The organism is Micromonospora sp. WMMD734, from assembly GCF_049178975.1.
Taxonomy (GTDB): Bacteria; Actinomycetota; Actinomycetes; order Mycobacteriales; family Micromonosporaceae; genus Micromonospora; species Micromonospora wenchangensis.
On sequence record NZ_JBMHMK010000001.1, the window covers coordinates 3871230 to 3897693 of the forward strand.

At 72.2% G+C, this 26464-nt stretch carries 25 protein-coding genes and 2 pseudogenes; 12 read left to right on the plus strand and 15 right to left on the minus strand.

All coding sequences use genetic code 11. The features are described from left to right. Positions 1-186 precede the first annotated feature (186 nt). The 3 genes from ACN267_RS16350 to ACN267_RS16360 all read left to right on the plus strand — a co-directional run bounded on the left by ACN267_RS16350 (position 187) and on the right by ACN267_RS16360 (position 5168). A complete protein-coding gene (locus tag ACN267_RS16350; protein ID WP_421489050.1) occupies positions 187-1395 on the plus strand; it encodes a DUF349 domain-containing protein in 1209 nt (402 codons plus the stop codon). A 438-nt stretch (positions 1396-1833) separates the two neighbouring features. Next, positions 1834-3501, plus strand: coding sequence for a cellulase family glycosylhydrolase (locus ACN267_RS16355; RefSeq protein ID WP_421486327.1), 1668 nt, complete (start codon positions 1834-1836; stop codon positions 3499-3501). Positions 3502-3806: 305 nt separating this feature from the next. Beyond that, positions 3807-5168, plus strand: a complete 1362-nt coding sequence (locus ACN267_RS16360) for a cellulose binding domain-containing protein (RefSeq protein WP_421489051.1) — start codon at positions 3807-3809, stop codon at positions 5166-5168. A 46-nt stretch (positions 5169-5214) separates the two neighbouring features. On the opposite strand, the gene miaB is transcribed toward ACN267_RS16360, so the two are convergent. Next, positions 5215-6729 (minus strand): tRNA (N6-isopentenyl adenosine(37)-C2)-methylthiotransferase MiaB, encoded by a 1515-nt coding sequence (miaB, locus tag ACN267_RS16365; protein WP_421489052.1) that lies wholly within the window; start codon positions 6727-6729, stop codon positions 5215-5217. A 67-nt stretch (positions 6730-6796) separates the two neighbouring features. Between miaB and ACN267_RS16370 the strand changes: the two genes are divergently transcribed. Next, on the plus strand, positions 6797-7024 hold the full coding sequence (locus ACN267_RS16370) for a DUF2277 family protein (protein ID WP_421489053.1): 228 nt from the start codon (positions 6797-6799) through the stop codon (positions 7022-7024). A 123-nt stretch (positions 7025-7147) separates the two neighbouring features. On the opposite strand, the gene ACN267_RS16375 is transcribed toward ACN267_RS16370, so the two are convergent. Both ACN267_RS16375 and selD read right to left on the minus strand, forming a co-directional pair. Then, entirely contained in the window at positions 7148-7627 is a 480-nt protein-coding gene (locus tag ACN267_RS16375) for a hypothetical protein (RefSeq protein WP_067314369.1), read from the minus strand. A 304-nt stretch (positions 7628-7931) separates the two neighbouring features. After that, positions 7932-8921 (minus strand): selenide, water dikinase SelD, encoded by a 990-nt coding sequence (gene selD / locus ACN267_RS16380; RefSeq protein WP_421489054.1) that lies wholly within the window; start codon positions 8919-8921, stop codon positions 7932-7934. Positions 8922-9118: 197 nt separating this feature from the next. On the opposite strand from selD, the gene ACN267_RS16385 reads away from it, so the two are divergent. Genes ACN267_RS16385 through ACN267_RS16400 form a run of 4 tightly spaced genes read left to right on the plus strand, consistent with a single transcriptional unit; the run spans position 9119 to position 12522 of the window. Beyond that, on the plus strand, positions 9119-9874 hold the full coding sequence (locus tag ACN267_RS16385; protein WP_281899615.1) for an amino acid ABC transporter ATP-binding protein: 756 nt from the start codon (positions 9119-9121) through the stop codon (positions 9872-9874). 57 nt (positions 9875-9931) lie between these two features. Continuing rightward, entirely contained in the window at positions 9932-10810 is an 879-nt protein-coding gene (locus ACN267_RS16390) for a glutamate ABC transporter substrate-binding protein (protein ID WP_281899617.1), read from the plus strand. Positions 10811-10849: 39 nt separating this feature from the next. Next, positions 10850-11557 (plus strand): amino acid ABC transporter permease, encoded by a 708-nt coding sequence (locus ACN267_RS16395; RefSeq protein ID WP_204956995.1) that lies wholly within the window; start codon positions 10850-10852, stop codon positions 11555-11557. After that, on the plus strand, positions 11554-12522 hold the full coding sequence (locus ACN267_RS16400; protein ID WP_281899619.1) for an amino acid ABC transporter permease: 969 nt from the start codon (positions 11554-11556) through the stop codon (positions 12520-12522). Before ACN267_RS16395 ends, ACN267_RS16400 begins: the two co-directional genes overlap by 4 nt. Before the next feature lie 59 nt (positions 12523-12581). Here ACN267_RS16400 and rny read toward each other — a convergent pair whose 3' ends face one another. The 10 genes and pseudogenes from rny to ACN267_RS16450 form a co-directional block, all read right to left on the minus strand. Then, positions 12582-14348: a ribonuclease Y gene (gene rny / locus ACN267_RS16405; protein WP_421489055.1), complete on the minus strand. Its 1767-nt coding sequence runs from the start codon at positions 14346-14348 to the stop codon at positions 12582-12584. A gap of 544 nt (positions 14349-14892) precedes the next feature. Further along, on the minus strand, positions 14893-15597 hold the full coding sequence (locus ACN267_RS16410; protein ID WP_421489056.1) for a 3-keto-5-aminohexanoate cleavage protein: 705 nt from the start codon (positions 15595-15597) through the stop codon (positions 14893-14895). A gap of 2 nt (positions 15598-15599) precedes the next feature. After that, entirely contained in the window at positions 15600-16277 is a 678-nt protein-coding gene (locus ACN267_RS16415; protein WP_281899623.1) for a regulatory protein RecX, read from the minus strand. Between the two features lie 14 nt (positions 16278-16291). Next, positions 16292-16792, minus strand: coding sequence for a hypothetical protein (locus ACN267_RS16420; RefSeq protein ID WP_372445910.1), 501 nt, complete (start codon positions 16790-16792; stop codon positions 16292-16294). A 171-nt stretch (positions 16793-16963) separates the two neighbouring features. Further along, positions 16964-17518 (minus strand): annotated as a pseudogene (locus tag ACN267_RS16425) (LAGLIDADG endonuclease); the annotation flags it as partial. A gap of 60 nt (positions 17519-17578) precedes the next feature. Then, a pseudogene (gene recA, locus ACN267_RS16430) lies at positions 17579-18430 on the minus strand (recombinase RecA); the annotation flags it as partial. Between the two features lie 184 nt (positions 18431-18614). Continuing rightward, complete coding sequence (locus ACN267_RS16435) at positions 18615-18815, minus strand: DUF3046 domain-containing protein (protein WP_204923937.1); 201 nt, start codon at positions 18813-18815, stop codon at positions 18615-18617. Positions 18816-18819: 4 nt separating this feature from the next. After that, complete coding sequence (locus ACN267_RS16440; RefSeq protein ID WP_421489057.1) at positions 18820-20124, minus strand: MFS transporter; 1305 nt, start codon at positions 20122-20124, stop codon at positions 18820-18822. 82 nt (positions 20125-20206) lie between these two features. Beyond that, positions 20207-20893 (minus strand): UdgX family uracil-DNA binding protein, encoded by a 687-nt coding sequence (locus tag ACN267_RS16445; protein WP_421489058.1) that lies wholly within the window; start codon positions 20891-20893, stop codon positions 20207-20209. Positions 20894-20964: 71 nt separating this feature from the next. Continuing rightward, a complete protein-coding gene (locus ACN267_RS16450) occupies positions 20965-21168 on the minus strand; it encodes a helix-turn-helix transcriptional regulator (RefSeq protein ID WP_420115820.1) in 204 nt (67 codons plus the stop codon). Between the two features lie 312 nt (positions 21169-21480). Here ACN267_RS16450 and ACN267_RS16455 point away from each other — a divergent pair, with 312 nt between their 5' ends. Continuing rightward, complete coding sequence (locus ACN267_RS16455; RefSeq protein WP_421489059.1) at positions 21481-21687, plus strand: hypothetical protein; 207 nt, start codon at positions 21481-21483, stop codon at positions 21685-21687. Continuing rightward, positions 21684-21944 (plus strand): hypothetical protein, encoded by a 261-nt coding sequence (locus ACN267_RS16460; RefSeq protein ID WP_421489060.1) that lies wholly within the window; start codon positions 21684-21686, stop codon positions 21942-21944. The genes ACN267_RS16455 and ACN267_RS16460 overlap by 4 nt, the downstream gene beginning before the upstream one ends. Here the strand turns inward: ACN267_RS16460 and ACN267_RS16465 are convergent. Then, on the minus strand, positions 21934-23274 hold the full coding sequence (locus ACN267_RS16465) for an aminotransferase class I/II-fold pyridoxal phosphate-dependent enzyme (protein WP_421489061.1): 1341 nt from the start codon (positions 23272-23274) through the stop codon (positions 21934-21936). The two genes, ACN267_RS16460 and ACN267_RS16465, sit on opposite strands and share 11 nt — an antisense overlap. 38 nt (positions 23275-23312) lie before the next feature. Here ACN267_RS16465 and ACN267_RS16470 point away from each other — a divergent pair, with 38 nt between their 5' ends. Together ACN267_RS16470 and leuE are read left to right on the plus strand one after the other, a co-directional pair. Beyond that, the gene (locus tag ACN267_RS16470) at positions 23313-24692 is read left to right on the plus strand and encodes a bifunctional pyridoxamine 5'-phosphate oxidase family protein/GNAT family N-acetyltransferase (protein ID WP_421489062.1); all 1380 of its coding nucleotides are present in this window, start codon (positions 23313-23315) and stop codon (positions 24690-24692) included. Next, positions 24689-25354, plus strand: a complete 666-nt coding sequence (gene leuE, locus ACN267_RS16475) for a leucine efflux protein LeuE (RefSeq protein WP_204956981.1) — start codon at positions 24689-24691, stop codon at positions 25352-25354. The genes ACN267_RS16470 and leuE overlap by 4 nt, the downstream gene beginning before the upstream one ends. A 74-nt stretch (positions 25355-25428) precedes the next feature. Here the strand turns inward: leuE and ACN267_RS16480 are convergent, their stop codons facing one another. Next, positions 25429-26358, minus strand: coding sequence for a sporulation protein (locus ACN267_RS16480; RefSeq protein ID WP_421489063.1), 930 nt, complete (start codon positions 26356-26358; stop codon positions 25429-25431). Between the last annotated feature and the right edge of the window lie 106 nt (positions 26359-26464).

A 26464-nucleotide genomic window follows, 5' to 3' on the forward strand; every position in this document is an offset into this window, starting at 1 on the left:
GCGCATTGCGACACTCGCCCCACGGAGCCTGTGTGTGGGTGCTAGGACACCGTATGGTCACGGTCAGAGACAGGCGCTCGACGCGGACGGGGGCGGACCTGTGACAATGCCGGGAGCAAGTTGGCTGCGCCGTGGCGGCGATCGCGGGGGGTTTCCCGACGACGCCGGGAGAACGAGGATGGGCACATGAGCGACTGGACTGCCTTCGGACGGGTGGACGCGGACGGCACCGTGTACGTGAAGACCAGCGAGGGCGAGCGGGTGGTCGGTTCCTGGCAGGCGGGCGCGCCCGAGGAGGGCCTGGCCCACTTCGCCCGCCGCTTCGCCGACCTGGTCACCGAGGTGGACCTCACCGAGGCCCGGCTCAACTCGGGCGCCGCCGACGCGGGAGGTTCGCTGAGCACCGTACGGCGGATCCGCGCCTCGCTGGCCGAGGCCCACGTCGTGGGGGACATCGACGCCCTCGCCGCGCGCCTGGACAAGCTGGCCGTGCTCGCCGAGGAGAAGGCCGGCGAGGCCCGTGCCGCCCGGGAGGCCGCCCGGGGTGAGGCGCTCGCCCGCAAGACCGCCCTGGTCGAGGAGGCCGAGAAGCTGGCCGCCGAGTCGACCGGCTGGAAGACCGCCGGCGACCGGCTCAAGGAGATCCTCGACGAGTGGAAGACCATCCGGGGGATCGACAAGAAGGCCGACGGTGAGCTGTGGAAGCGGTTCGCCGCCGCCCGGGACGGCTTCACCAGGCGTCGGGGTGCCCACTTCGCCTCGCTCGACCAGCAGCGCAAGCAGGCGCACACGGTCAAGGAGGAGCTGGTCGCCGAGGCCGAGAAGCTCTCCGACTCCACCGACTGGGCGGCCACCGCCAACCAGCTCAAGGAGCTGATGAACCAGTGGAAGGCCGCCCCGCGCGCCTCCAAGGAGTCGGAGCAGAAGCTCTGGGAACGGTTCCGCGCCGCCCAGGACGCCTTCTTCACCCGGCGCAGTGAGGTCTTCTCGGCCCGGGACAACGAGCAGCGGGCCAACCTGGAGCGTAAGCAGGCGCTGCTGGCCGAGGCCGAGGCGCTCGACGTCGACGGCGACCCGAAGGGCGCCCAGGCGCAGCTGCGCGACATCCAGGCCCAGTGGCACGAGGCGGGCCGGGTGCCCCGGGAGGCCGCCGCCGGCCTGGAGCGGCGGCTACGTGCCATCGACGACAAGGTCCGCGAGGTGATGGACTCGGCCTGGCGGCGGACCACCAAGGAGGACAACCCGCTGCTCGCCCAGATGCGGGCGCAGGTCGCCGAGGCCGAGGAGCGGCTCGCCCGCGCCCAGGCCGCCGGGGACGCCCGCCGGGTCAAGGAGGCCGAGCAGGCGCTCGCCTCCAAGCGGCAGTTCCTCCAGCTCGCCGAACAGGCCGGCTGACCCCGGCCGGCCGTCCGCGCCGGTTTGATCGGACACACCCGAGCCCCCGGTCCTGTGAAGGGACCGGGGGCTCGCGCGTGTCCGCGCTGGTCGCCGAGCGGACCACCCGGGCGGGGAGCATCCCGGGCACGTCCGCGACCAGCCGGAACCACCCCTCCGGCGGGGCCGCCGCGACCTGCGGTTGACGCATCGAGACCGGCTGATCAGAATGAGCGGCAGAGCCAGGTCGATCCCACCGGCGCGAGGGCACCGACGACGGACACCGTCGTCGGGAGTCGCCGGTGCACCGCAGCGAGTGGCCGTGTCCACGTGACCCGGCGCGTCGCGCACTGTCCGCGTATCCCGAAACGAGCGGGACGGACGGCGGCGGCCGGCGTTTCCCCCGGTTTTCCGCCCCGCGTCGCCGTCGCGACGCCGGGCATCCGAAGTGGAGCCCGCATGTACCGACCCCGCACTCTCGGCGCCGCGCTCACCGCGCTCGCCACCGCTGCGGCCGGCGTGTTCGTCGCCGCCGCCGTCAGCACCACCCCGGCTGCCGCCGCCGTCGGCGGCACCGGCACCGGCTACCTGCACACCAACGGCAACAAGATCGTCGACAGCACCGGCGCGACGGTACGGCTGACCGGCATCAACTGGTTCGGCATGGAGACCGACAACCGCACGTTCCACGGCCTGTGGTCGAACAACCCGTGGCGCGGGCAGCTCGACAAGATGGCCAGCCTGGGCTACAACACGCTGCGCATCCCGTACTCGAACGACTCGGTGAAGCCGGGCGCGACTGCCACCGGGATCAACGACTTCGTCAACCCGGACCTGATCGGGCTCTCCCCGTTGCAGATCCTCGACAAGGTGATCGCCTACGCCGGCAGCAAGGGCATGCGGGTCATCCTGGACCGGCACCGGCCGACGTCGGCCGGTCAGTCGCCGCTCTGGTACACCTCCACGGTCTCCGAGGCGACCTGGCTCGCCGACTGGAAGATGCTGGCCCAGCGGTACGCCGGCAACACCACGGTGATCGGCGCGGACCTGCACAACGAGCCGCACGCCGAGGGCACCAACCCGGCCGCGACCGGCGCCTGCTGGGGCTGCGGCGACACCACCCGGGACTGGCGGCTGGCCGCCGAGCGGGCCGGCAACGCCATCCTCGGGGTGCAGCCGAACTGGCTGATCTTCGTGGAGGGGGTGAGCTGCCCCAGCGGCGGCCTGTCGAACGTCTGGGACAACGACACCAGCAACGACGAGGACTGCGGCTGGTGGGGCGGCAACCTGTCCAAGGCCGGGCAGTTCCCGGTCCGGCTGAACGTGGCGAACCGGCTGGTCTACTCGCCGCACGAGTACGCCACCAGCGTCTACGAGCAGGAGTGGTTCAAGGCGGCCGACTTCCCGGCGAACCTGCCGGCGGTCTGGGACCGCTACTGGGGTTACCTCTACAAGCAGAACATCGCCCCGATCATGATGGGCGAGTTCGGCAGCACCCTGGCCGACCCCCGGGACAAGGTGTGGCTGGAGAAGCTGATGGCCTACACCGGCACCGGCGTGAACGGGATGTCCTTCACCTACTGGTCGTGGAACCCGAACTCGGGTGACACGGGTGGCATCGCGCTGGACGACTGGACCAACATCAACACCGCCAAGCAGGCCATCCTCCAGCCGTACCTGATCCCGCCGGTGGCCGGTGGGGCCGACCCGACGGGCACCCCGACGCCGAAGCCGCCGACCACCACCCCGGTGCCGCCGACCACGACCCCGCCGCCGCCCACCACGACGCCCCCGCCGCCCACCACCACGCCCCCGCCGGCGGGTGGCTGCACCGCCACCTACAAGCAGGTCAACGCCTGGCAGGGTGGTTTCCAGGGCGAGCTGACCGTCAAGAACACCAGTTCAGCGGCGGTGAACCCGTGGTCGGTGACCTGGACCTGGCCGGCCGGGGTCACCCTGGTCAACGGCTGGAACGCCACGGTCACCCAGTCCGGCACGACGGTGACCGCCGCCGGGCCGAGCTACGCGCCGTCGCTGGCGGCGGGCGCGTCGATCACCGTGGGCTTCACCGCCAACGGTACGGCAGCCGCACCGGCCTCGGTGAAGCTGAAGGGCACCGCCTGCTGAGCCGGTCCCGTCCGCACCCTGGCGGGCCGCCGGTCGACACGTCCGTCGACCGGCGGCCCGCCGGCCGTTGCGGCACTGCCGGGAGGTGACCGGCACGCCGATTTACATCCGTCACTGTCTATGCTTTGCTCGGGAAAGCGCTTGTCCGGGCCGCGGGCGCACCACACGGGAGCCACCTCGTACCGACCTGACCCCCCGGCAGGGGCCGATCGGCGAACGCGGCGAGTCACCGGTGCCGACGGGCGCGGCACCCACCGGCGGCTCCCCCGTCGACGGCCGCCTGTCCCACCCGAAAGGGACGCAGCATGCGCACACCTCGGCGTCGTACGACGCTGATCGCCGCCACCACCGTCGCCCTGCTCGCCACCGGCACGCTCACCGCCGTCGCCGCCCACGCCGCCCCCGGCTGCGCGGTCAGCTACACCGTCGGCGGGCAGTGGCAGGGCGGATTCACCGGCAACATCACCATCAGCAACCTCGGCGACCCGCTGTCGAGTTGGAGCCTGCGCTGGTCGTACTCGGCCGGCCAGACGGTCAGTGACGCCTGGAACGCCACCGTGACCCAGAGTGGCAGCACGGTGACCGCCACCAACGTCGGCTACAACGGGAGCGTGCCGACCGGCGGCACCGTCTCCTTCGGCTTCAACGGCACCTGGAACAACTCCAGCAACCCGACGCCGACCAGCTTCACCGTCAACGGGGTGACCTGCACCGGAAGCACCGCCCCCACCGGTGCGCCGACCACCCCGCCGTCGACCACACCCCCGCCGACGACGCCCCCGGCGACCACCCCACCGCCCAGCGTGCCGCAGACCGGCCTGGTCGGCTGGGCCACCCAGAACGGCGGCACCACCGGCGGCGGAAACGCGGGCGCGACCACCGTCTCCACCGCCTCGGCGCTGACCAGCGCGTTGAACGCCACCGGCGCGGCGGTGATCCGGGTCTCCGGCACCATCAACTGCTCGGGCATGCTGCGGGTCCGGTCCAACAAGACGGTGCTGGGCAACGCCGGGGCGACCATCGTCGGCTGCGGGTTCACCGTCAACGGCGACCGCAACGTGATCATCCGGAACCTGACGTTCCGCAACTGGAGCGACGACGCGGTCAACGTGGAGAGTTCGGCCACCAACATCTGGATCGACCACAACACGTTCAGCAACGGCTACGACGGCACCGTGGACATCAAGCGCGGCTCCGACTTCGTCACCGTCTCCTGGAACCGGGTCTACAGCCACGACAAGACGATGCTGCTCGGGCACAGCGACGACAACGGCGGCCAGGACATCGGCCACCTGCGGGTGACCTACCACCACAACTGGTACGACGGCAGCAAGCAGCGCAACCCCCGGGTCCGCTTCGGCAACCCGGTGCACGTCTACAACAACTACTACTACAACAACGCCGGCTACGGCGTGGCGTCCACGATGAGCGCCGGGGTGCTCGTCGAGGGCAACTACTTCGAGAACGTCAAGGACACCTACCACCTCGGCGAGGCCGACTCCGGGCCGGGGAGCCTGGTGGCCCGCAACAACCACTTCGTCAACTCGCCCGCCGGGCAGACCGGCGGCAGCGTCGCCGGCATCCCGTACCCGTACACCCTGGACAGCGCGAGCAGCGTGAAGTCCATCGTGACGGCGGGCGCCGGCGCGGGCCGGATCTCGGTCTGACCGCGCGCCGGTCGGGGTCCGCCGGCGTGGCGGGCCCCGGCCGGGGTCAGTGCGCGGCGCAGCCGGTCGTCGGCGCGGGCGGCGCGGCCGGTGCGCCGACCGTGGGCAACCCGAGCAACACCCCGGGGGTACGCGGTGCGCGGCCCGCCTCGGCGGCGTCCCCGGCCCGGGTGCGGCGGTGCGCCAGCGGCACGCCGTCGGCGTTGAGGTGGTGCGGGGCGGCGTACGTGACGGTGGTGTGCACGATGTCGCCCGGCCGGACGGTGCCGGCCGCGCCCGGTTCACCGGGCCCACCGGTGGCGAAGTGCACCAGGCGGCCGTCGCGGGCCCGGCCGGAGAGCCGGCCGGTGCGGTCGTCCTTGCGGCCCTCGCCGACGGCGACCAGCACCTCGACGGTCTCGCCGACCAGCCGCTTGTTCTCCGCCCAGGTGATCTCCTCGACGCAGGCGATCAGCCGCTCGTAGCGTTCCTGCACGACCTGCTTGGGCAGTTGGCCGTCCATGGTCGCCGCGGGCGTGCCGGGGCGCTTGGAGTACTGGAAGGTGAACGCCGACGAGAACCGGGCCGCGCGGACCACGTCGAGGGTCCGCTCGAAGTCGGCCTCGGTCTCGCCGGGGAAGCCGACGATGATGTCGGTGGTGATCGCCGCGTCGGGCATCGCCGCGCGGACCTTCTCGATGATGCCGAGGTACCTGTCCGACCGGTACGAGCGACGCATCGCCTTCAGCACGTCGTCGGAGCCGGACTGCAACGGCATGTGCAGCGAGTGGCAGACGTTCGGCGTCTCGGCCATCGCGGCGATCACGTCGTCGGTGAAGTCCTTCGGGTGCGGGCTGGTGAACCGGACCCGTTCCAACCCGTCGATCTCGCCTGTCGCGCGCAGCAGCTTGCCGAAGGCGTACCGGTCGCCGAACTCGACGCCGTAGGAGTTGACGTTCTGCCCGAGCAGGGTCACCTCCAGCACCCCCTCGGCGACCAGCGCGCGCACCTCGGCGAGGACGTCACCCGGGCGGCGGTCCTTCTCCTTGCCGCGCAGTGAGGGCACGATGCAGAACGTGCAGGTGTTGTTGCAGCCCACCGAGATCGACACCCAGCCGGCGTACGTCGACTCGCGCCGGGTCGGCAGGGTGGACGGGAAGACGTCGAGGGATTCGAGGATCTCCACCTCGGCGGCGGTGTTGTGCCGGGCCCGTTCCAGCAGCACCGGCAGCGAGCCGATGTTGTGGGTGCCGAACACCACGTCCACCCAGGGGGCCTTGCGGACGATGTCGCCGCGGTCCTTCTGGGCCAGGCAACCGCCGACGGCGATCTGCATCCCCGGGTGCCTGTCCTTCACGGGGCGCAGGTGACCGAGGTTGCCGTAGAGCCGGTTGTCGGCGTTCTCCCGGACGGCGCAGGTGTTGAACACCACCACGTCCGGGTTGTCGTCGGCCTCGGCGAGCCGCACGTAACCTGCCTGTTCCAGCAGGCCGGAGATGCGCTCGGAGTCGTGCACGTTCATCTGGCAGCCGTACGTGCGCACCTGGTAGGTGCGCGGGCTGCCCGCGGCTGCGGTAGTCATGACGTGCACAGCGTATCCGGGCCGACCGACCCGGGCCGACCGGGAAGACCCCGACGATGGAGGAACCATGTGCCGGAGCATCAAGACCCTGCGCGAGCCGTACGTCCCGACGGTCACCCCTGCCGACATCGAGGCGGCGGCGTTGCAGTACGTGCGGAAGGTGTCCGGTTTCCGGGCCCCGGCCGCGCACAACGCGGCGGCCTTCGAAGCGGCGGTGCAGGCGGTCACCGCCGCCACCGCGACCCTCCTCGACCAGTTGCAGGTCCGCAGCACCCGCCCCACCCCCGCCCCCTGACCCTCACCCCACGCTCCTGTCGATCATGGAGTTGTGGTGGACGCATTAGGCCAATTTGACCTGTTCTGCGAGCGCCACAACTCCATGATCGACGGGGTGGGGTGGGGTGGGGTGGGGTGGGGGTCAGGCGGCGGCGAGGGCGGGGTTGACCGAGTCGGGGGCCCAGCGGGAGCCGCGGCACCGCGACCAGCCACGGCAGGCCGGGTGTGCCAGGGTGCAGAGCCGGCGGGCGGAGAGCAGCTCGCCGTCGTCGGTCTCGGTCACCTCGAAGTGCACCGGGCGGATCGTGCCGCCCGGGGCGACCAGCAGGTGCCGGCCGGCGTCGAGGGTGTCGTCGGTGAGCAGGCAGTCCCGGTCGAGCAACCGGGCCAGCGCGGCGATCGTGCCCAGCTCGTGCCGCGACTCCGGGACGCCGTAACAGTCGACCATGGTGCCGAACTCCCCCGGGGCCTGCCAGACGTCGCAGATCACCGCGTGCCGGGGCAGCCGGGCCGGGTCCGCCACCGCCAGCGGCATCACCACCCGGCCGAGCGCCTCGGCCAGGGCCGGGTAGACCGTCACGGGTTCGGCCCGGTCGATTCTCCAGTTCCACAGCTCGGTCATGCCGCCTCCTCGCTGCGTTAGTTCCCACCGGCCTCCGGATCGGGCCTTACTGACGATGGTGGGGGGCATTTACCCCCAGCCGGGGGCAAGTTACCGGTCTGTGACCATTCCGGGCAAAATTTCCCGGGGTGCCATTGCTGGGAGTGGCAGGAAGATGACAGTTTATCGGGTACGGTGCCCGGCGCGGGCCAGCCCGGCGGCGCGCCGCCGCCCCGACGCCCACCGGACGCGCCAGCAGACCGGGCGCACCTCACCCGGCCGGGCACGTCACCGGGCCAGGGCGCGCGTCACCGGGCCGGGCGGGTCAGCGCACCACGACCATCGACTCCCCCCGGGGCAGCAGCTCGCCGATCACCGTGCCGCCGGGCACCTCGCCGGCCAGCAGCAGCCCACCCGAGGTCTGCGCGTCGGCCAGCAGCAGCTGGTCGGTCTCACCCGTCAACCCGAACCCGGTCCACGGGCTGACCCAGTCCAGGTTGCGCCGGGTGCCGCCACTGACGTGCCCGTCGCGCACCGCCGCCCGGGCACCGGGCAGGTAGGGCACCCGGGCGGCGTCGATCGCCACCGTCAGGCCACTGGCACGGGCCAGCTTCGAGGCGTGCCCGAGCAGCCCGAAACCTGTCACGTCGGTGCCGCAGCGGATGCCGGCCGCGACGGCGGCGCGGGCCGCGTCCCGGTTGAGCGTGGTCATCGACGCCACCGCCTCGGCGGAGACCTCGCCGGTGGCCTTGTGCCTGGTGTTCAGCACCCCGACGCCGAGCGGCTTGGTCAGCGACAGCGGCAGCCCGGCCCGGCCGGCGTCCAGGGTGATCAGCTCCTCGGGGCGGACCAGCCCGGTCACCGCCAGCCCGTACTTGGGGCCGTCGTCGTCGACGCTGTGCCCGCCGGCCAGGTGGCAGCCGGCCTCCCGGGCCACGTCCTGACCGCCGCGCAGCACCTCCCGGGCCAGCTCCAGCGGGAGAGTGTCCCGGGGCCAGCAGAGCAGGTTGATGGCGACCAGCGGAGTGCCGCCCATGGCGTACACGTCGGACAGGGCGTTCGCGGCGGCGATCCGCCCCCAGTCGTAGGCGTCGTCCACGACCGGAGTGAAGAAGTCGGCGGTGGTGACCAATCCGTTGTGCCCGTCCAGCCGGACCACCGCGGCGTCGTCGCCGTGGTCCAGGCCGACCAGCAGTTCGGCGGTGCCGGTGGCCGGCCCGAGGCCGGCGACCATCGCCTCCAGCTCGCCCGGCGGGATCTTGCAGGCGCAGCCGCCACCACGCGCGTACTCGGTCAGGCGGACCCGGTCGGTCATCCCCCCATGATCTCCGTCACCCCGCCGCGCCGCCACCTGACGGCCCGGCGGAGTGACGGAATTCGGACGTCGGCGTACACCCGACACCGGTGTTACCTCTCCGTGACCCGTTGAGTTGCGATCCGCCACGCCGCCCCGCCTACAGTGGCCCAACCGGGGGTCGACCGACCCCGCTTTCCGGTACGACGACAGGGACGGTGGACGACGTGGCGACCGGCGAACCGCTGATCGTGCTGGACAAGGTCAACAAGTGGTTCGGCCCCCTGCACGTGCTCGACGACGTGTCACTCTCGGTGGGCAAGGGCGAGGTCGTGGTGGTGATCGGGCCGTCCGGCTCGGGCAAGTCGACGCTCTGCCGGACGATCAACCGGCTGGAGCCGATCAACGACGGGACGATCACCTTCGACGGGCAGCCACTGCCGGCCGAGGGGCGGGCGCTGGCGAAGCTGCGCAGCGAGGTCGGCATGGTCTTCCAGTCGTTCAACCTCTTCGCCCACAAGACCATCCTGGAGAACGTCACCCTCGGGCCGGTCAAGGTCCGCAAGGAGAAGCCGGCCGCCGCCCGCGAGCGCGGCCTGGCCCTGCTCGACCGGGTCGGCATCGCCAACCAGGCCGACAAGTACCCGGCCCAGCTCTCCGGCGGCCAGCAGCAGCGGGCGGCGATCGCCCGCGCGCTGGCCATGCAGCCCAAGGCGATGCTCTTCGACGAGCCGACCAGCGCGCTCGACCCGGAGATGGTCGGCGAGGTGCTCGACGTGATGACCTCGTTGGCGAGCGAGGGCATGACCATGGTGGTGGTGACCCACGAGATGGGCTTCGCCCGGCACGCCGCCAACCGGGTGATCTTCATGGCCGACGGGCAGCTCGTCGAGGACGCCCCGCCGACGGAGTTCTTCGCCAACCCGCGCAGCGAGCGGGCCCGGGACTTCCTCTCCAAGATCCTCACGCACTAGGCGTCCGTAGTGGAGCGCGCCGGTCACCGGTGCATTCCGACGAAGAAGGAGTTCAGTATGCGTATGAAGCGCGTGGCGGCAGTCGCCGCGGCGGCCACCCTGGCGCTCGGTCTGGCCGCCTGCGGTGGCGACGACGCCGACGAGGGCACCGGCGCCGGCAGCAAGTCCTTCGCCGCCGGCAGCACCATGGAGAAGCTCAACAAGGCGCAGAAGATCAAGATCGGCACCAAGTTCGACCAGCCCGGCTTCGGCCAGAAGGGCCTGTCGGGCAAGCCGGAGGGCTTCGACGTCGAGGTCGCCAAGCTCATCGTCAAGGAGCTGGGCATCCCCGAGGACAAGATCGAGTACGTCGAGACGCCGTCGAAGGTCCGTGAGGACGCCATCGTCAACGGCACCGTCGACCTGGTCGCGGCGACCTACACGATCAACGACAAGCGCAAGGAGCGGATCGCCTTCGCGGGGCCGTACTACGAGGCCGGCCAGAACATCCTGGTCAAGAAGGACGACACCACCATCACCGGGCCGGACTCCTTCAAGGACGGCACCAAGAAGGTCTGCTCGGTGACCGGGTCCACCCCGGCCGAGGAGATCAAGAAGTACATCAAGGACGTCGGCACCCAGCTGGTGCTCTTCGACACCTACCCCAAGTGCCGCGACGCCCTCAAGGGTGGTCAGGTCGACGCCGTCACCACCGACAACGTGATCCTGCTCGGCTACATCGCCGAGGACGAGGCGTCGTTCAAGCTGGCCGGGGACAACTTCACCAAGGAGCCGTACGGCATCGGGGTGAAGAAGGAGGACAACGACTTCCGCACCTTCATCAACGACACGCTGGAGAAGGCGTTCAACGACGGCAGCTGGAAGAAGGCCTGGGACGACACCGCCGGCAAGTTCGGCGCGGAGCTGGGCAGCGCGCCCACCATCAACCGCTACTGATCTGACCTCGATCTGGAGGGTGGGGAGGAACACCGACCCGTGAGTGTGCTCATCGACAAGTTCGACGTCTTCGCGGGTGGTTTCTGGCTCACCCTCCAGATCTGCGTCCTCGCCGCGATCGGCGCCCTGATCCTGGGCGCCGTCATGGCGGTGCTCCGCATCTCGCCGGTGCCGCCGCTGCGCGCCGTCGGCACCGCGTACGTGAACATCTTCCGGAACATGCCGCTGACCGTGGTGATGTTCTTCGCCGCCTTCGGCCTGCCGGCGCTCGGCTCCAACGCCGACTTCCTGCGCGTCCCCGTGCTGGACTCGCTCTTCACCCGGCTCGGCACCGACCTGCCGTACTTCCGTTTCGCGCTGCTCGCCCTGGTGCTCTACACCGCCGCGTTCGTCTGCGAGGCGCTGCGCTCCGGGGTCAACGCGGTGCCGCCGGGTCAGGCCGAGGCCGCCCGCTCGCTCGGCCTGACCTTCGGCCAGAACCTGCGGCACGTGGTGCTGCCGCAGTCCTGGAAGGCGTCGGTGGTGCCGCTCGGCTCGGTGATCATCGCGATGATCAAAAACTCGGCGCTGATCGGCTTCTTCGGCGTGGTCGGCGACCTGTCCCAGAGCGCCGACCAGCTCACCTCCGCCGAGGGCTACGCCTTCATCCCGGTCGCCATCGGCATCTCGATCGGCTACCTGATCATGACCGTGCCGCTCGGCGCACTGCTCGACCGGCTGGAGAAGCGACAGGCGGTGGCCCGATGAGTCAGCAGACCAGCGTCCTGTACGACGTCCCCGGCCCGCGCCAGCGCCGGATCACCCTGATCAGCAGCATCGTCGCCACCGTGCTGCTGGCCGTCGGCGCGTACTTCCTGATCTACCGCCCGCTGGACGACAAGGGCCAGTTCTCGATGGAGCTGTGGGGGCCGCTGGTCGACCCCTCCCACGAGAACTTCTCCCAGGTCTGGGACCGGATCGGCTTCGGGCTGAAGAACACCCTCACCGCCGCCGTGCTGGCCATCATCGCCTCACTGGTGGTCGGCACCCTGCTCGCGATGCTGCGCATCCAGCTCAAGAGCCTCACCCGGCGGCGCTTCACCGGGATGGCCACCCCGGTGGCCTACCTGCTGCGCGGGCTCAGCGTCACCCTCTCGGCGGTCACCCGGGTCTGCGTCGAGGTGTTCCGGGGCCTGCCGGTGGTGCTCACCATCTTCTTCGTGGCCCGGGGCTTCCCCGAGTTCGGCATCTCCTTCGACACGCTGTGGTACCTGGTCATCGGCCTGACCGTCTACAACTCCGTGGTCATCGCCGAGATCCTCCGGTCCGGCATGGAGGGGCTGCCGGGCGGGCAGGCCGAGGCCGCCGCCGCGATCGGCCTCTCCCCCGCCCAGACCACCCGGATGATCCTGCTCCCGCAGGCGTTCCGGATCATGCTGCCGGCGCTGATCAGCCAGCTCGTCGTGGTACTCAAGGACACCTCGCTGGGCTTCATCATCAGCTACGAGGAGACCCTCAACATCGGCAAGCAGATCATCGGCGTGCTGGACAACCCGATCCAGGTCTACGTGGTGATCGCCGCACTGTTCATCCTGGCCAACTACTCGCTGTCGAAGCTGGCCCAGTTCGTCCAGCGGCGGCTGTCCCGCGGGCGCAAGTCGGCCGGCACGCCCGCCCCGCAGGCCCCGCCCACCGCACTCGCCTCCCAGGCCGAGGGCGCGGGCGGCAACTGACCCGCACACGACAAGGGCCGGCCCGGATCTCCGGGCCGGCCCTTCCTGGTCGTACGGGGTCAGCGGGCGATCTCGGTGACCCGGGACTCGCGGACCACGGTCACCCGGATCTGCCCCGGGTAGGTCAACTCCTCCTCGATCTGCTTGGCCACGTCCCGGGCCAGGACCGCCGCGCCGATGTCGTCGACGTCGTCCGGCTTGACCATCACCCGGATCTCCCGGCCCGCCTGCATCGCGAAGACCTTCTCCACGCCGAGCTTGCCGGCCGCGATCTCCTCGATCCGCTCCAGCCGCTTGACGTACGCCTCAAGGCTCTCCCGCCGGGCCCCCGGCCGCCCGCCCGAGCAGGCGTCGGAGGCCTGGGTGAGGACCGCCTCGATGGTCTGCGGCGGCACCTCGTTGTGGTGCGCCTCGATGGCGTGCACCACGTCCTCGCTCTCGCCGTACTTGCGGGCCAGGTCGGCGCCGATGATGGCGTGGCTGCCCTCCACCTCGTGGGTGAGCGCCTTGCCGATGTCGTGCAGGAACGCCGACCGCTTGATCGTCGGCACGTCCAACCGCAGCTCGGCGGCCATGATCCCGGCGATGTGGGCGGTCTCCACCAGGTGCTTGAGCACGTTCTGCCCGTACGACGTGCGGTAGCGCAACCGGCCGAGCAGGGTGACCAGTTCGGGGTGGATCTCGGTGATGCCCACCTCCACCAGGGCGTCCTCCGCGGCCCGGTGGCACAGCTCCTCCACCTCCTGTCGGGCCAGGTCGTGCACCTCCTCGATCCGGTGCGGGTGGATCCGACCGTCGAGGACCAGCTTCTCCAGGGTGAGCCGGCCGACCTCCCGGCGCACCGGGTCGAAGCACGACAGCAGCACCGCCTCCGGGGTGTCGTCGATGATCAGGTTGACCCCGGTCACCGACTCGAAGGCGCGGATGTTGCGCCCCTCCCGGCCGATGATCCGCCCCTTCATCTCGTCCCCCGGCAGGTGCAGCACGCTGACCACGCTCTCCGCGGTCTGCTCGCTGGCCACCCGCTGGATGGCGTCCACCACGATGTGCCGGGCGCGCTGTTCGGCGGTGTTGCGGGCGTCGGACTCGATGTCCCGCACCAGCAGCGCCGCCTCCCGCTTCGCCTGCGTCTCGATCGCCTCGATCAGCTCGGTGCGGGCCGAGTCGGCGGTGAGCCCGGCGACGCGTTCCAACTCCCGCCGGCGCTGCTCCTCGGCCACCGTCAGGGCCGCCTCCCGGGCGGTGACCGCCGCCTCCCGCTCGGCCAGCGCGGCGCTGGCGGCGGTGAGCTGCCGCTCCCGCTCGGCGAGCCGCTCCACCTCCTCGGTGTGCAGCCGTTCCCGCTCGTCCATCCGGGCGGCCCGGCGTTCCACCTCGGCCGCCTGCTCCCGCGTCGTCGCGGCGAGCACCGCCACCTCACGCTCACCGCTGCGCCGGGCGGCGGCCCGCAACTGCTCGGCGTCCGCCTCGGCCTGCTTGTGCGCCCGCTCCAGGACGGTGTCCGCCTCGGCGCGGGCGTCGTCGAGGACCCGGCGCGCCTCGGCACGGGCCGACTTCGCCTCCGCCTTGGCCCCGGCCGCCTCGGCCCGCGCCGCCGAGGCGGCGGACTTCGCCACGTCGATGGTGCTGTTCACCTCGTCGGCGGCGCTGCGCAACGCGGCCAGCGACTGTTCCTGCCGGTCCTTCTCCGCGATGAAGGCGGGATCGTCCGGGGCGGGGGCGGTGCCGATCCGGCGCAGCGCCCGTACGCCGACCAGGACGACGCCGACCACGACGGCGGCGAGGACCCCGACGACGATCAGGAGCACCACGTCGAAGGTGCTCATGCCGGTGTCCCGTCACCCGGGCCGGTGGGCCGCAACACCGTGCCGGCGCGACTGCGCGCGCCGTCACCTCCTGGGGACCCCCGGTCCCTGTGCCGACCAGCCATGGTCGCGCCTCCCCAAACGTCTACGCCGCAGGGGAACCGTGCCGACGGCACGCCACCTCTGCGGCTCCGGACGCCCGACCGAGCGGCTGGCCGTGGGGATAGCTCTCCGTCGGCGATGCCCATGCGGCATCGCCGACAGCCGGGTGCAGTTGTCGGATCGGCTCCGGACCGGCTGTCCGGAGGGACCGTCAAGGCCGGTGGAGCTGGCCAAAGTGTTGCAGTTCCGTTACGCGATCTATGTTGTGCGCTTAGCCTGCGCTGGTCGGGCAAAGTGAGCCTGTATGGCGAGGCTAGGTCGCGGAAGGCCGTTCGGTCAAGAACTCATGATCAAACCCCCCGAACGGAGAGAGTTGACAACGTCACCGAGCGGTGATCCGAGTCCGGACACGGCGTTACAAAAAACCCAAAGGTTCGCGGTGTCGGGGCCGGACCCGGTCGGGTCAGCGGGCCCCCAGCGCGCGGGCGCAGCCCGCCAGGGCGGCATTGTCGGGGGCGGGTGACCCGTCCGGCAGGTGCAGGGTGTCCTCCAGGCCGATCCGGGTGTCCAGACCCCGGCGGACCGCCTCGAAGAACACCGGCCAGGTGGCCGGCCCCTCGCCGTGCAGCAGCACCGGAGGATCACCGGGGGTGAGGCGGGCGAGCATGTCGGCGGCGTCGGCCAGCGCCCGGTCCGGCTCGTCGGCCAGGCATTCGACCAGGACCCGACCGGTCGGCACCCGCCAGGCGCGCCAGGCGCGGACCGCGTCCACCGTCCACAGGCCGGCCTCGACCAGCACGCCTCGTTCGTGCAGGGCCGCCGCGACCGCCTCGGCACCGTCCTCGTGGGCGTTGACCGAGGCGAAGTCGGGCAGCACCGACCAGGCGCGGACGGCGGCGACCCGGTCGGCCGGATCAGGTGCGATCCACGCGCCGGTACTCACCCCCACCGGCAGCCCCGGCCGGGCGGCGCGGATCGCGGTCACCGCCCCGGCGATCACCGACGGGGACAGCGACTCGGCACCGTCGGCGTCGCGGGGATGGACGTGCACCGCCGCCACCCCCAGCTCGGCACAGCGCACCGCGTCGGCGGCCAGCTCGGCCGCGGTCAGCGGCACGGCGGGGTGCTCGTCGCGCCGCCGGGCACCGTTGAGGGACGCCTTCCACACGGTCAGCCCCGCTCGCCCTCGGCGTCGGCCAGCGCGTCGGCGTCGATCTGCTCGGCGAACTCGGCCGCCTCGGCGCTCTGCGCGGCCAGGGCGTCCTTCACCGCCCGGATCGCCACCCCGGGCGGGTAGCCCTTGCGGGCGAGCATGCCGACCAGCCGGCGGAACACCGCGTCGGGCTCGCCCCGGGCGGTCCGCAGCTTCCGGTCGACCAGGGCGCGGGCGGTCTGCGCCTCGGTCTCCTCGTCCAGCTCGCCGAGCGCCTCGCTGGCCACCTCGCCGTCCACGCCCCGCTGGCGCAGTTCGTTGGCCAGCGCCCGGCGGGCCAACCCGCGACCGTTGTGCCGGCTGGAGACCCAGGCGCGGGCGAAGGCGGCGTCGTCGATGATGCCGACCTCGTCGTAACGGTCGAGCACCTGGGCGGACACCTCGTCGGAGATGCCCTTCTTGGCCAGCGCCCCGGCCAGCTCGGCCCGGGTACGCGGGCGCACCGCGAGCTGCCGCAGGCAGATCTCCCGGGCCACCTCGCCCTCGTCCCGGGGCGTCGGCTCACCAGATGTCGGCTCGGTCTCGTCCGACGACCCCCGGCGACCTCGCCGGGGGCGGGGCGTCGTGTCATCGGCACCCGCACGGGGTGGGGAGGCGTCCCAGCCCCGCCCCGTGCGGGCGCGTCGTCCTGCCATCGGGGCGCGACCGGTCAGAAGTCGACAGGCGGCAGCTCAGGGCCACCGGCGGCGTCACCCGCGCCCACCCCGACCCCGAGCTTCTCCAGGATCTTCTTCTCGATCTCGGCGGCCACGTCCGGGTTCTCCTTCATGAACTCCCGGGCCTTCTCCTTGCCCTGGCCGAGCTGGTCACCGTCGTAGGTGTACCAGGCACCCGACTTGCGGATGATCGCCTGCTCCACGCCGACGTCGATCAGCGAGCCCTCGCGGGAGATGCCCTTGCCGTACATGATGTCGAACTCGGCCTGCTTGAACGGCGCGGCGACCTTGTTCTTGACGACCTTGACCCGGGTGCGGTTACCGACCACGTCGGTGCCGTCCTTGAGGCTCTCGATGCGGCGCACGTCGAGCCGGACCGAGGCGTAGAACTTCAGCGCCCGACCACCGGTGGTCGTCTCGGGGCTGTTGTGCACCATGACCCCGTCGACGAAGTAGTTGTGGTTGCCCTCCACCTCGATGTCGAACCGGTTCATCGAGCGGGTCCTGGGCTTGACGTGCACGTCGATGATCCGGGCCGGCACCGGGGTGAGCTCCGCCGAGGCGAACTGCGGCTCGACCGCGCACTGCCCCTGGAACCGGGGAAGCAGCTTCGAGTGCATCGCCGCCGGCACGTACGGCGCGACCAGTTCCTGGAACCGGGCGGACGACGCCGTCGTGAAGATGATCGACGCCGTTCCCCGGGCACCCCGGGAAACCAGCTTCACCTCCATGCCGTACGCGTCGCGCAGATGCTCCACCAGCCGCTCACGGCTGCCTTCCGCCATCGCCTCGACGCAGATCTCGATCCGGCCGGAGTCACCGGCGGTGCGCTCCTGCACGCCCTTGGAGCGGACCGTGAAGCACCCGTCGTCCATGTACCACACGGCGAGGGCAAGCGGCGTGAGGGCCTTGAGGTAGTCCCAGCTGAGGTGCTTCCTGCCGTCACCCAGATAGACCGCACGACGCAACTCGTCCAGCTCGGGCAGGGGCGTGAAGTCGGCAAACGCGGCACCGCGCTCGTCGGTGCGGCGGGAGTGGGTGATGTTGCCGAGCAGGGACACCTTCCAGTCGAGGTAGTCGACCTGCGCAGCGCCGTGCCCGAGGCGGAAACGGACACCGGAGCGGTCCGCCCGGTTGGGCGAGAGGGCACCGTCACCCATCAGCGAACCGAGCACGACCTGCCACTGCTGCTCACTGAGCTGACGCGGCTCGGCCAGCATGACCCGGTCACCGGCGATCAGCTCGCCGGCCTCCCGCCAACCGCCGGGCGTGCGGATCAGGTGGTTGGCGGTGGCGGCGAACTGTGCACGGCCGTTGCCGCCCGACTTGGCCACGGTGAACTGGAGGAACTGCTCGGCGGGGCCGTTGTTGAACCAGTTGGTGATCCGCTTCGGCTCCACCCGGTCGGTTTCCGGGTTGTAGGAGAGAACCTCGACGTCCATCCGCTGATTGACGATCTTGCCGATCTTCTCCTGCGTGCCGTCGGCCAGGGTCACCCTGGTCGAGTACGACATACAGCCGAACATGACGCCGATCTTCTCGCGGAGCTGGTTGATGAAGATCGCCGTGGTGCCGGTGTTGTTGAGCACGCCGGTGATCTTCCGCAGCGCCTGGCTCATCAGCCGGGCCTGGAGACCGACGTGGCTGTCGCCCATCTCGCCCTCGATCTCGGCGCGCGGCACCAGGGCCGCCACCGAGTCGATCACGATGATGTCGATCGCGCCGGAGCGGACCAGCATGTCGGTGATCTCCAGCGCCTGCTCGCCGGTGTCCGGCTGGGAGACCAGCAGGGCGTCGGTGTCGACACCGAGCGCCTTGGCGTAGTCGGGGTCGAGCGCGTGCTCGGCGTCGACGAAGGCGGCGATGCCGCCGGCCCGCTGGGCGTTGGCCACCGCGTGCAGGGCGACCGTGGTCTTACCGCTGGACTCGGGACCGTAGATCTCGACGACCCGGCCCCGGGGCAGGCCACCCACGCCGAGCGCCACGTCGAGCGCGATGGAACCGGTCGGGATGACCGAGGTCTGGACGACCGGGCGCTCGCCCAGCCGCATCACCGACCCCTTGCCGAACTGCTTGTCGATCTGAGCGAGAGCAAGGTCGAGTGCCTTCTCCCGGTCGGGCCCTGCGGCCATGTTTGCCACTCCTGCCTTCGCCGGCGTCTTTCCTGAGCTTCGCGTCACGCGGACACGCTAGGCGCTGGGTCCGACAGAAAACCAGCCGACGGGCCGCGAGCTGTGGACGAGCACCCCGCTGTGGACAATAGCCGAACAGGTGTACGAGCCGGCAAGCGACACGCGGACAGGGTCCGACGGCAGCTCAGCGTAGTCGCGCGGGCACCCGGTCGGGGTACGCGGCGACCACCGCCCGCCACACCACGTGGGTCTGCTCGCCGGCCGCGAGGGCCTGCTCGATGGTCCGCCCGTCGAGTTGGGAGAGCACCTGGTCACTGGCGATGCTGGTCGCGTAGCCCGACCCGAACGCCTCGTCCAGCCGGGTCCAGAAGTCGGTCAGCCGCACGTGATCACTCCTCCTCGTCGGGTGCCGTCGGTGGCACCCGGCGCAACGCTAGCGCCAACAGCGGCACCACCGCGATCGCCGCCAGCAGGGTCAGGGTCGGATAACCCGCCACCCGCATGACAAACCCGCTGGCCGCCGCCGCGCCCGCCCCGGCCAACCCCATCGTCAGATCGGAGAGCCCCTGCACGCTGGGGCGTACCCGGGACGGCACCGCCTCGGACAGCAGCGTCGAGCCGGCCACCATGGTCGCCGACCAACCCAGCCCGAGCAGGGCCAGGCCGACCGAGAGGCGCGGCGTGTGGTGCCCGGCGGTGCCGGCGACCGCACAGGCCGAAAGCAGGGTGCCCACGCCGACGAGGATCACCGCGCGCCGGCCCCACCGGTCGGTGAGCCAGCCCACCACCGGCGAGAACGCGTACATGCCGGCGATGTGCACGCTCAGCACGATGCCGACGACCCGCAGCACGTCCGCGTCGGAGTGCGACTCGCCGAGGCGTACCGGGGTCATCGCCATCACCGCGACCATCACCAGGTGGCCGACCGCGACGGCGGCGATGCCCAGCCGGGCCGCCGGCCGGCCGCGCACCACCCGCCAGGCCGCCCGCATGCCGGCCCGCCGCCCGCCCGGCGCGGGGGCGGCGGCACCGGGCGGCGTCCCCGCCTCGGCCGCCGCGAGCCGCCGCGCGGTGAGCAGCGGGTCGGGCCGCAGCAACAGCAGCAGTACGACCGCGGCCAGGCCGAACGCGGCGGCGCTGAACGCGAACGGGCCGGCCAGCGACGGCAGCCCCCGGGACCGGGTGACCCGGTCGGCGAACGCGGCGAAGTTGGGTGCCGCCACCGAGCCGATGGTGGTGGCCCAGACGACCAGGGAGAGCTGCCGGCCCCGGCGGGCCGGCTCGGCGAGGTCCACCGCCGTGTAGCGGGCCTGGAGGTTGGCCGCCGTGCCGCCGCCGAACAGCAGCATCCCGAGGAAGAGCAGCGGCACCCCGCCGGTGACCGTGGCGAGCACCACCAGCAGCGCCCCGACCGCCCCGGTCAGGTAGGCCACCACCAGCCCCGGCCGCCGGCCGTGCCCGTTCATGATCCGGGTGACCGGTACGGCGAGCAGCGCCGCGCCGACCACCCCGCAGCTCTGCGCCAGCCCCGCCATGGCGGTGCCGGCGACCCGGGCCGCCAGCAGCGCCCCGACGGAGATCCCGATCGCCACCCCGACCCCACCGATGGTCTGGGTGGCGACGAGCAGCTGCAACGTACGCCGTTGGATCGGGGCGACGTCGGGCCGGGCGGGCACGCGCAGGTCGACGGTCATCGCAGCTCCTGGTCCGGGGAGGCCATCCTCGCGCAGCCCGCCCCCCGCCCGCACCGGGGTTCCCGGGCGTGCGGTCCGGCGGTCAGCCTGCCAGGGCGCGGGCGGCGACCGTGAGGTCGTCCACCAGCCCCCGGTAGGCGACGTCCTGGTTGTCGGCGCGCAGCACCGCCGACGGGTGGATGGTGGCGAGCACCCGGGCGGCGGGCGCGCCGGCGCGGTCCGGAGCCCGGGTGAAGTCCCCCGGATGCTCGGCGGCAGCCGGCCAGGGCAGCAGTTCGCCACGCTGCCGGGTGACCCGGAAGGTCGGGCCGAGCAGGGCCTTCGCCGCCGTCGCGCCGAGCACCACCACCAGGTGCGGGCGGAGCCGGGCGAACTCGGCGACCAGCCACGGCCGGCAGGCGACGATGTGCACCCGGTCCGGGGTCTGGTGGATACGACGCCGGCCGCGCAACTCGTGCCGGAAGTGCTTCACCGCGTTGGTGATGTAGAGGTGGGCCGGGTCGAGGCCGGCGTCGTCGACCGCCCGGCGCAGCAGCCGGCCGGCCGGGCCGACGAAGGGCAGGCCGTGCTGGTCCTCCAGGTCGCCGGGCTGCTCGCCGACGAAGACCACCCGGGCGCTCTCGTCGCCCCGGCCGAAGACGGTCTGGGTGGCGTCCCGGTACAGCTCGCAGCCCCGGCAACCGGTGGCTGCGGCCCGCAACTCGGCCAATGTGCCGGCCTGCGGCGGGATGAACTGCTGGGCACCGGGTGCGTCGGTCTGCTCGGCCATGGCGACTGTTCTACCCGGTCGCGTCGGGAGTCCACGAGGGACCCGCCGGGCGTCCCGTCGACCCGGGTTCCCTACGCTTCCTCGTCGCTTTCGAGCAGGTGCGGACGCTTCTCGGCGATCCACGCCTCCACATCGGACTTGAGCCAGACGTTGCCCATCCTGAGGGTCGCCGCCGGAGCCGGGAAGTCCCGTCGGTTGATCAGGATGTAGGCGCGCTGCCGGGAGACGCCCAGGCGTTCCTGGATCTCTGCCGCACCCATCAACGCTACTTCCACCCGTCAGACGCTACGGATACAGCGTGCGCACGCTTCCAGAAGCGGAGACTCTATACCCAACTCACTCTTCGGATGTAAGGTTTACTTCACGTAAACTCCCTGCGTCAGGAGCGTTCGGCATGTCCCGTTGCAAGTGGTTCCACCGGCCGGCTGAGCCCGTCGACGTCGTACAACGGGCCAGGCCCCTGCCCCCGACGGCGGCTGCGGGGCGGCACTCCCCCGCCGGCCGGCGGGCCCGGCCGCGCCGACAGGTCCCCGAGGTGAGGTGGGGCGCGCGCCGCTCCGACCGGCCCAACCGGGGGTGCTGGCCCGATGCCTGAGCCGCGATCCGGCGAGCCACCGTTCGCCGTGGTGATGGCCGGTTACGTCGTCGACTTCCACCACCGCAACGCCTGCTCCAGGTGCCGGCCGGACGGTTCGTGCGCCCGCCTCGCCGACGCGGGCGCGACGCTGCGCGCCTGGCGGCACCGGCGCGTCCAGCGGGAGCTGCGCGCCCGACGGGACCGGGACGGCCGGTGAAGGCTGGCGACCTGGTGTACGTGACCAGCGCCGCCAGCGTGCAGTTCCTCCGGCCCATCCGGTTGCGGGTCATCCGGGTGCTCGACTGGCCCACGTACGACGGATGGGTCTGGTTGGAGGGCTACCAACTGGACGCGGCCGGCGACGCGGTCGCCCGCCGGAAGGTCTTCGTACGTCCGGCGGGGTTGACCGCGCCACCGGAGCCGACCCCCGGGCAGCGGGGCGAGAGCGGGCCGACGGCGCGGGTCAGGCGGTGAAACCGACCGGGCCGGCGGGGCGGACCGCCGCCGCCACCGCGTCGGCCAGCGGCACGAGGTCGGCGTCGTCGAGTGCGCTGACCGTGATCCGGACGGCGGGCGGGCTGCCGAGCCGGGAAAGGCCGCCGGGCGCGACCGACCAGCCGGCGTCGCGTAGCGCGGTGACCGTGGCGGTCTCGTCGGGCACCGGCAGCCAGACGTTGATGCCGCTGCGGCCGTGCCCCGCCACGCCCCGGTCGGTCAGCGCGGCGAGCAGCCCGCGACGGCGACGTTCGTAGGCGTCGGCGGCCCGGTCGACCAGGGCGGTGGTGGCCGGATCACGCCAGAGCGACAGGACGAGCCGTTGCAGGACGGTGGAGACCCAGCCGGCCCCCACCCTGGCCCGGCCGGCCACCCGGGACACCGTCACCTCGTCACCGGCCAGCACCGCAAGCCGCAGGTCGGGCCCGTAGGGCTTGCTGACCGAGCGGACGAACGCCCAGGTCGGGGTGGCCCCGGCCAGCGGGTGCACCGGCAGCCGGGAGAGCTCGGCGGCGTGGTCGTCCTCGATCAGCAGCAGGTCGGGGCGGCCGGCGAGCAGGGCCCGCAACTCCCCGGCCCGGTCGGCGGAGACGGCGGCGCCTGTCGGGTTCTGCGCCCGGCTGGTCACCACCAGCGCCCGCACCCCGAGCGCGACGGCGTCGCGCACCCCGGACACGACGGGCCCCTCCTCGTCGACCGGGAAGCCCACCGGCCGCAACCCGAGCGCGGCGACCAGGTCGAGCAGGTTGGCCCAGCCCGGGTCCTCCAGGCCCACCGCGTCGCCGGGGCGCAGGTGGGTGGCGAGCAGCCGTTCGATGCCGTCGAGCGCGCCCCCCGTGACGGTCAACTCGTCGGCGGGCACCCCGTCGGCGGCCAGCCGGGAGCGGGCGGCCTCGGCCAGTGCGGGGTGCACGCCGGTCGTGGCGTATCCGACGGGTGGGCCGACCGTGTCGGCGAGCGCGGCCAGGTGCGGGCCGAACGGCGGCAGCAGCCGGGGGTCGGGTTGCCCGTGGGACACGTCCCGGGTGCCGGGTGCCGGGGCCGGAGCGCGCGCGGCGCGACGCGGGGCGACCGGCGGGCGGGGGCGCACCCGGGTGCCGTGTCGGCCGGCGGTGACCACCAGACCCCGTTGGCGCAGTTCCTGGTAGGCGCGCGCCACGGTGGCCGGGCTGACCGCCAACGCGGTGGCGAGGGCGCGGACGGGCGGCAACGCGTCACCGGCGGCGAGCGCGCCGCTGCGGATGCCGGTTTCCACGCTCGCCGAAATCGCGGCGGACGTGGACCCGAGGATCTGATAATGTGCTGCCACAGTTTCAGGATCGTACTAGAACAAAGGCGGGATGTCACATGTACGCGCCGACCGCACGCACCACCGCCAGCCGCAGCCGGGACCGGATGAGCTACGACCGGGCCACCGCCCACGCGGTGCTCGACGAGGCCTACCACTGCGTGCTGGGGTTCGTGGTCGACGGTGAGCCGCGACTGCTGCCCACCCTGCACGTCCGCGTCGGTGACACCCTCTACCTGCACGGTTCCACCGGCAGCCGGCCGCTGCTCGCCGCCCGGGGCGACGCCGGGCTGCCGGTCTGCGTCACGGTGACCCTGCTCGACGGGCTGGTCTTCGGTCGTTCCCAGTTCCACCACAGCGCCAACTACCGCTCGGTCGTCGCCCACGGCACCGCCCACCTGGTGACCAGCGACGACGACAAGCGCACTGTGCTCACCGCCCTGGTGGAAAAGGCTGCGGCCGGGCGGGCCGCCGACAGCCGCCCCCCGAGCCGGCGGGAGCTGGCCGAGACGGCCGTCCTGGCGCTGCCGCTGCGCGAGGTGTCGGTGCGGACCCGCACCGGCGGGGTCCGCGACGAGCCAGCCGACCTCGACCTGCCGTACTGGGCCGGGGTGGTGCCGCTGCGGCAGGTCGCCGGCCCGCCGGAGCCCGACGCCGGGGTGACCGCCCCGCTGCCGGCCTACCTCTCCGGCACCGGTGCCCCCGTGCGGGAGCCGGTCGGACCGGCACGCCCCGACCCGGCGCACGTCACCGGCCGGTCCGACACCGCCGGGCCCGCCGGGTCGGGGGCGGAGGTCACCGGGTCGTCCGGGCCGGGTTCCGCCGTCTCGCCGTGGTACGAGCCGGTGCCGCTGCGCGGCGCGCACGTGCTGCTGGAGCCGCTCACCCCGGCGCACGCCGACGACCTCTTCACCGCCACCGCCGAGCCGGAGGTCTGGGCCCACCTGAGCCACCCGACGCCCACCGACCCGGCCGCGATGCGGGCCGTCGTCGGCACCGCGCTGGACGCCCGGCGACGCGGCGAACGGGTGCCGTGGGTGCAGCGCTGCGCCCGCACCGGCGCGGTCATCGGATCGACCTCCTACTACGACCTCGACCCGGCGCGGCGCTGCGTCGCCATCGGGTACACCTGGCTCGGTCGGCCCTGGTGGGGCAGCGCCGTCAACACCGAGGCCAAGCTGTTGCTGCTCGGTCGGGCGTTCGACGACCTGGGGGCGGTGCGGGTGGTCTGGCAGACCGACATCCGCAACACCAGGTCGCAGGCCGCGATCGCCCGACTGGGCGCGACCCGGGAGGGCGTGCTGCGGATGCACCGGCAGCGCCCGGACGGCTCCTGGCGCGACACCGTGCAGTACGCCATGACCGTCGACGAGTGGCCGAACGCACAGGCCAGGCTGCGGGAATGGCTTCGCCGTTCGGCACCGGCGGAGCGAGGATGACGGGCGTGCTGGGCATCACCGACATCTGGACGTACGTGTTGGGCACCGTGGCGATCATTCTGCTGCCGGGGCCGAACTCCCTCTTCGTGCTCTCCACCGCCGCCAAGCGCGGCGTGGCGACCGGCTACCGGGCGGCGGGCGGGGTCTTCCTCGGCGACTCGGTGCTGATGATCCTCTCCGCTGCCGGGGTGGCGTCGCTGCTCAAGGCGTACCCGCCGCTCTTCCTTGTGATCAAGTACGCCGGTGCGGCCTACCTGGGCTACGTCGGGCTGACCATGCTGCGGGGGGCCTGGCGACGGTGGCGTGACCGCCACGACCCCGCGACGCCCCGACTGATCGACGCCGCCGAGCCCGAGGCGCTGCGCAGCCCGTTCCGCAAGGCGCTGGTGATCAGCCTGCTCAACCCGAAGGCGATCCTCTTCTTCATCTCGTTCTTCATCCAGTTCGTCGACCCCGGCTACGCCTGGCCGGCGCTGTCGTTCCTGCTGCTCGGGCTGATCGCCCAGGTGACCAGCGCGCTCTACCTGACCGCGCTGATCTTCGCGGGCACCTTCCTGGCCGCCCAGTTCCGGCAGCGTCGCCGGTTGGCCGCCGGCGCCACCACCGGCGTCGGCATGCTCTTCCTGGGCTTCGGCATCAAGCTCGCCACCGCCTCGATCTGACCCCGCCCCTCACACGACACCGGGGACACCGGGACGACGCACCTGGCCCGCCGACACCGCTGCGGCCGGGCGGGTCAGGTGCCGTCACCACCCCCGCCCCCGCTGCCGATTCCTCCACTCCCGGCGGTGCCACCCAACCCGAAACCCGGGCGCACCGGTTCGTCAGGCTGTCGGCTGACGTGGGCCGACTCGGTGACCCGGGCCGACCAGTGCGCATCCGAGGCCGCCGCCGCGTGCCGGTCGATCGCCCTACGCAACCACCTGTCCACCACAGTTACCCAGTCCTGCTGGTCGGCACCGGTGTGCCAGACCCGGAACCGGCTGATGCTCTGGTGGCTGATCCCGGTCAACGACAGCCGCCGGTCCATCCAGAGCAGCACCTCCAAGCCGGCCGGGTTGGTCACGAAGATCAGCTCCAGTTCGGTGATCGGGCCGGCGTAGAGCGGGGCGACCCAGTAGCCGAGCCGCTGGTGCACCGGCAGGGTCTGCGCGACCCCCGGCAGCCGGCTCGACACCAGTCCCGCCTGCCGCAACACGAAACCCAACGTGTCCAGCGCGGCGAGCACATGCTGCTGGGTGGGCAGCGGATGGATGAAGACCGGCACCATCGCACCCTGCTCCAGTTCCGGGTCCACCGACACCTCGGTACGCAGCCCGGTACGCATACTCATCACCGGTACCCCGCCGAAGATCGTCACCGGGGTCTCCCACGGCAGCGGCACGGCGAAGTCGATGGCCCGCCGCCGCCCCGCCGGTACGACGAACCGTCCCCCCACCGGCACCTGGTGGTACTGCACGAGGCGACGGGGTGAACGGGGGTCCTCCGGTTCGGCGGTCGCCACCAGACCCAGCCGTACGTGCCGGATCGGCACGTCCTGCGACCCGGCGCTGAGGGTCACCCGCCCCGGCAGCCGCAGCCCCGGGCGGGTGCTCGGATTGGTCAGGGTCGTACTCACCGACAACCCGGTCACACCGGATTCCCGGGACACACCGGTCAACCGCATGACCGTCCGGGTTCCCGCTGACCGGCCCGGCACTCCTCCACCCGAACACCCGACCGGGCGGAGCGGGGCGGGGCGGCCTCGTCGACCAACGCGAGGGGGCGATGTA

Coding starts and splice junctions, on each gene's coding strand:
- ACN267_RS16360 (WP_421489051.1), top strand. CDS start 3,807: ATGCGCACACCTCGGCGTCGTACGACGCTGATCGCCGCCACCACCGTC.
- ACN267_RS16415 (WP_281899623.1), bottom strand. CDS start 16,277: ATGGCAGGACGACGCGCCCGCACGGGGCGGGGCTGGGACGCCTCCCCA.
- ACN267_RS16455 (WP_421489059.1), top strand. CDS start 21,481: ATGCCTGAGCCGCGATCCGGCGAGCCACCGTTCGCCGTGGTGATGGCC.
- ACN267_RS16420 (WP_372445910.1), bottom strand. CDS start 16,792: ATGAACCGGTTCGACATCGAGGTGGAGGGCAACCACAACTACTTCGTC.
- miaB (WP_421489052.1), bottom strand. CDS start 6,729: ATGACTACCGCAGCCGCGGGCAGCCCGCGCACCTACCAGGTGCGCACG.
- ACN267_RS16370 (WP_421489053.1), top strand. CDS start 6,797: ATGTGCCGGAGCATCAAGACCCTGCGCGAGCCGTACGTCCCGACGGTC.
- selD (WP_421489054.1), bottom strand. CDS start 8,921: ATGACCGACCGGGTCCGCCTGACCGAGTACGCGCGTGGTGGCGGCTGC.
- ACN267_RS16470 (WP_421489062.1), top strand. CDS start 23,313: ATGTACGCGCCGACCGCACGCACCACCGCCAGCCGCAGCCGGGACCGG.
- ACN267_RS16355 (WP_421486327.1), top strand. CDS start 1,834: ATGTACCGACCCCGCACTCTCGGCGCCGCGCTCACCGCGCTCGCCACC.
- leuE (WP_204956981.1), top strand. CDS start 24,689: ATGACGGGCGTGCTGGGCATCACCGACATCTGGACGTACGTGTTGGGC.
- ACN267_RS16480 (WP_421489063.1), bottom strand. CDS start 26,358: ATGCGGTTGACCGGTGTGTCCCGGGAATCCGGTGTGACCGGGTTGTCG.
- ACN267_RS16390 (WP_281899617.1), top strand. CDS start 9,932: ATGCGTATGAAGCGCGTGGCGGCAGTCGCCGCGGCGGCCACCCTGGCG.
- ACN267_RS16400 (WP_281899619.1), top strand. CDS start 11,554: ATGAGTCAGCAGACCAGCGTCCTGTACGACGTCCCCGGCCCGCGCCAG.
- rny (WP_421489055.1), bottom strand. CDS start 14,348: ATGAGCACCTTCGACGTGGTGCTCCTGATCGTCGTCGGGGTCCTCGCC.
- ACN267_RS16445 (WP_421489058.1), bottom strand. CDS start 20,893: ATGGCCGAGCAGACCGACGCACCCGGTGCCCAGCAGTTCATCCCGCCG.
- ACN267_RS16350 (WP_421489050.1), top strand. CDS start 187: ATGAGCGACTGGACTGCCTTCGGACGGGTGGACGCGGACGGCACCGTG.
- ACN267_RS16375 (WP_067314369.1), bottom strand. CDS start 7,627: ATGACCGAGCTGTGGAACTGGAGAATCGACCGGGCCGAACCCGTGACG.
- ACN267_RS16440 (WP_421489057.1), bottom strand. CDS start 20,124: ATGACCGTCGACCTGCGCGTGCCCGCCCGGCCCGACGTCGCCCCGATC.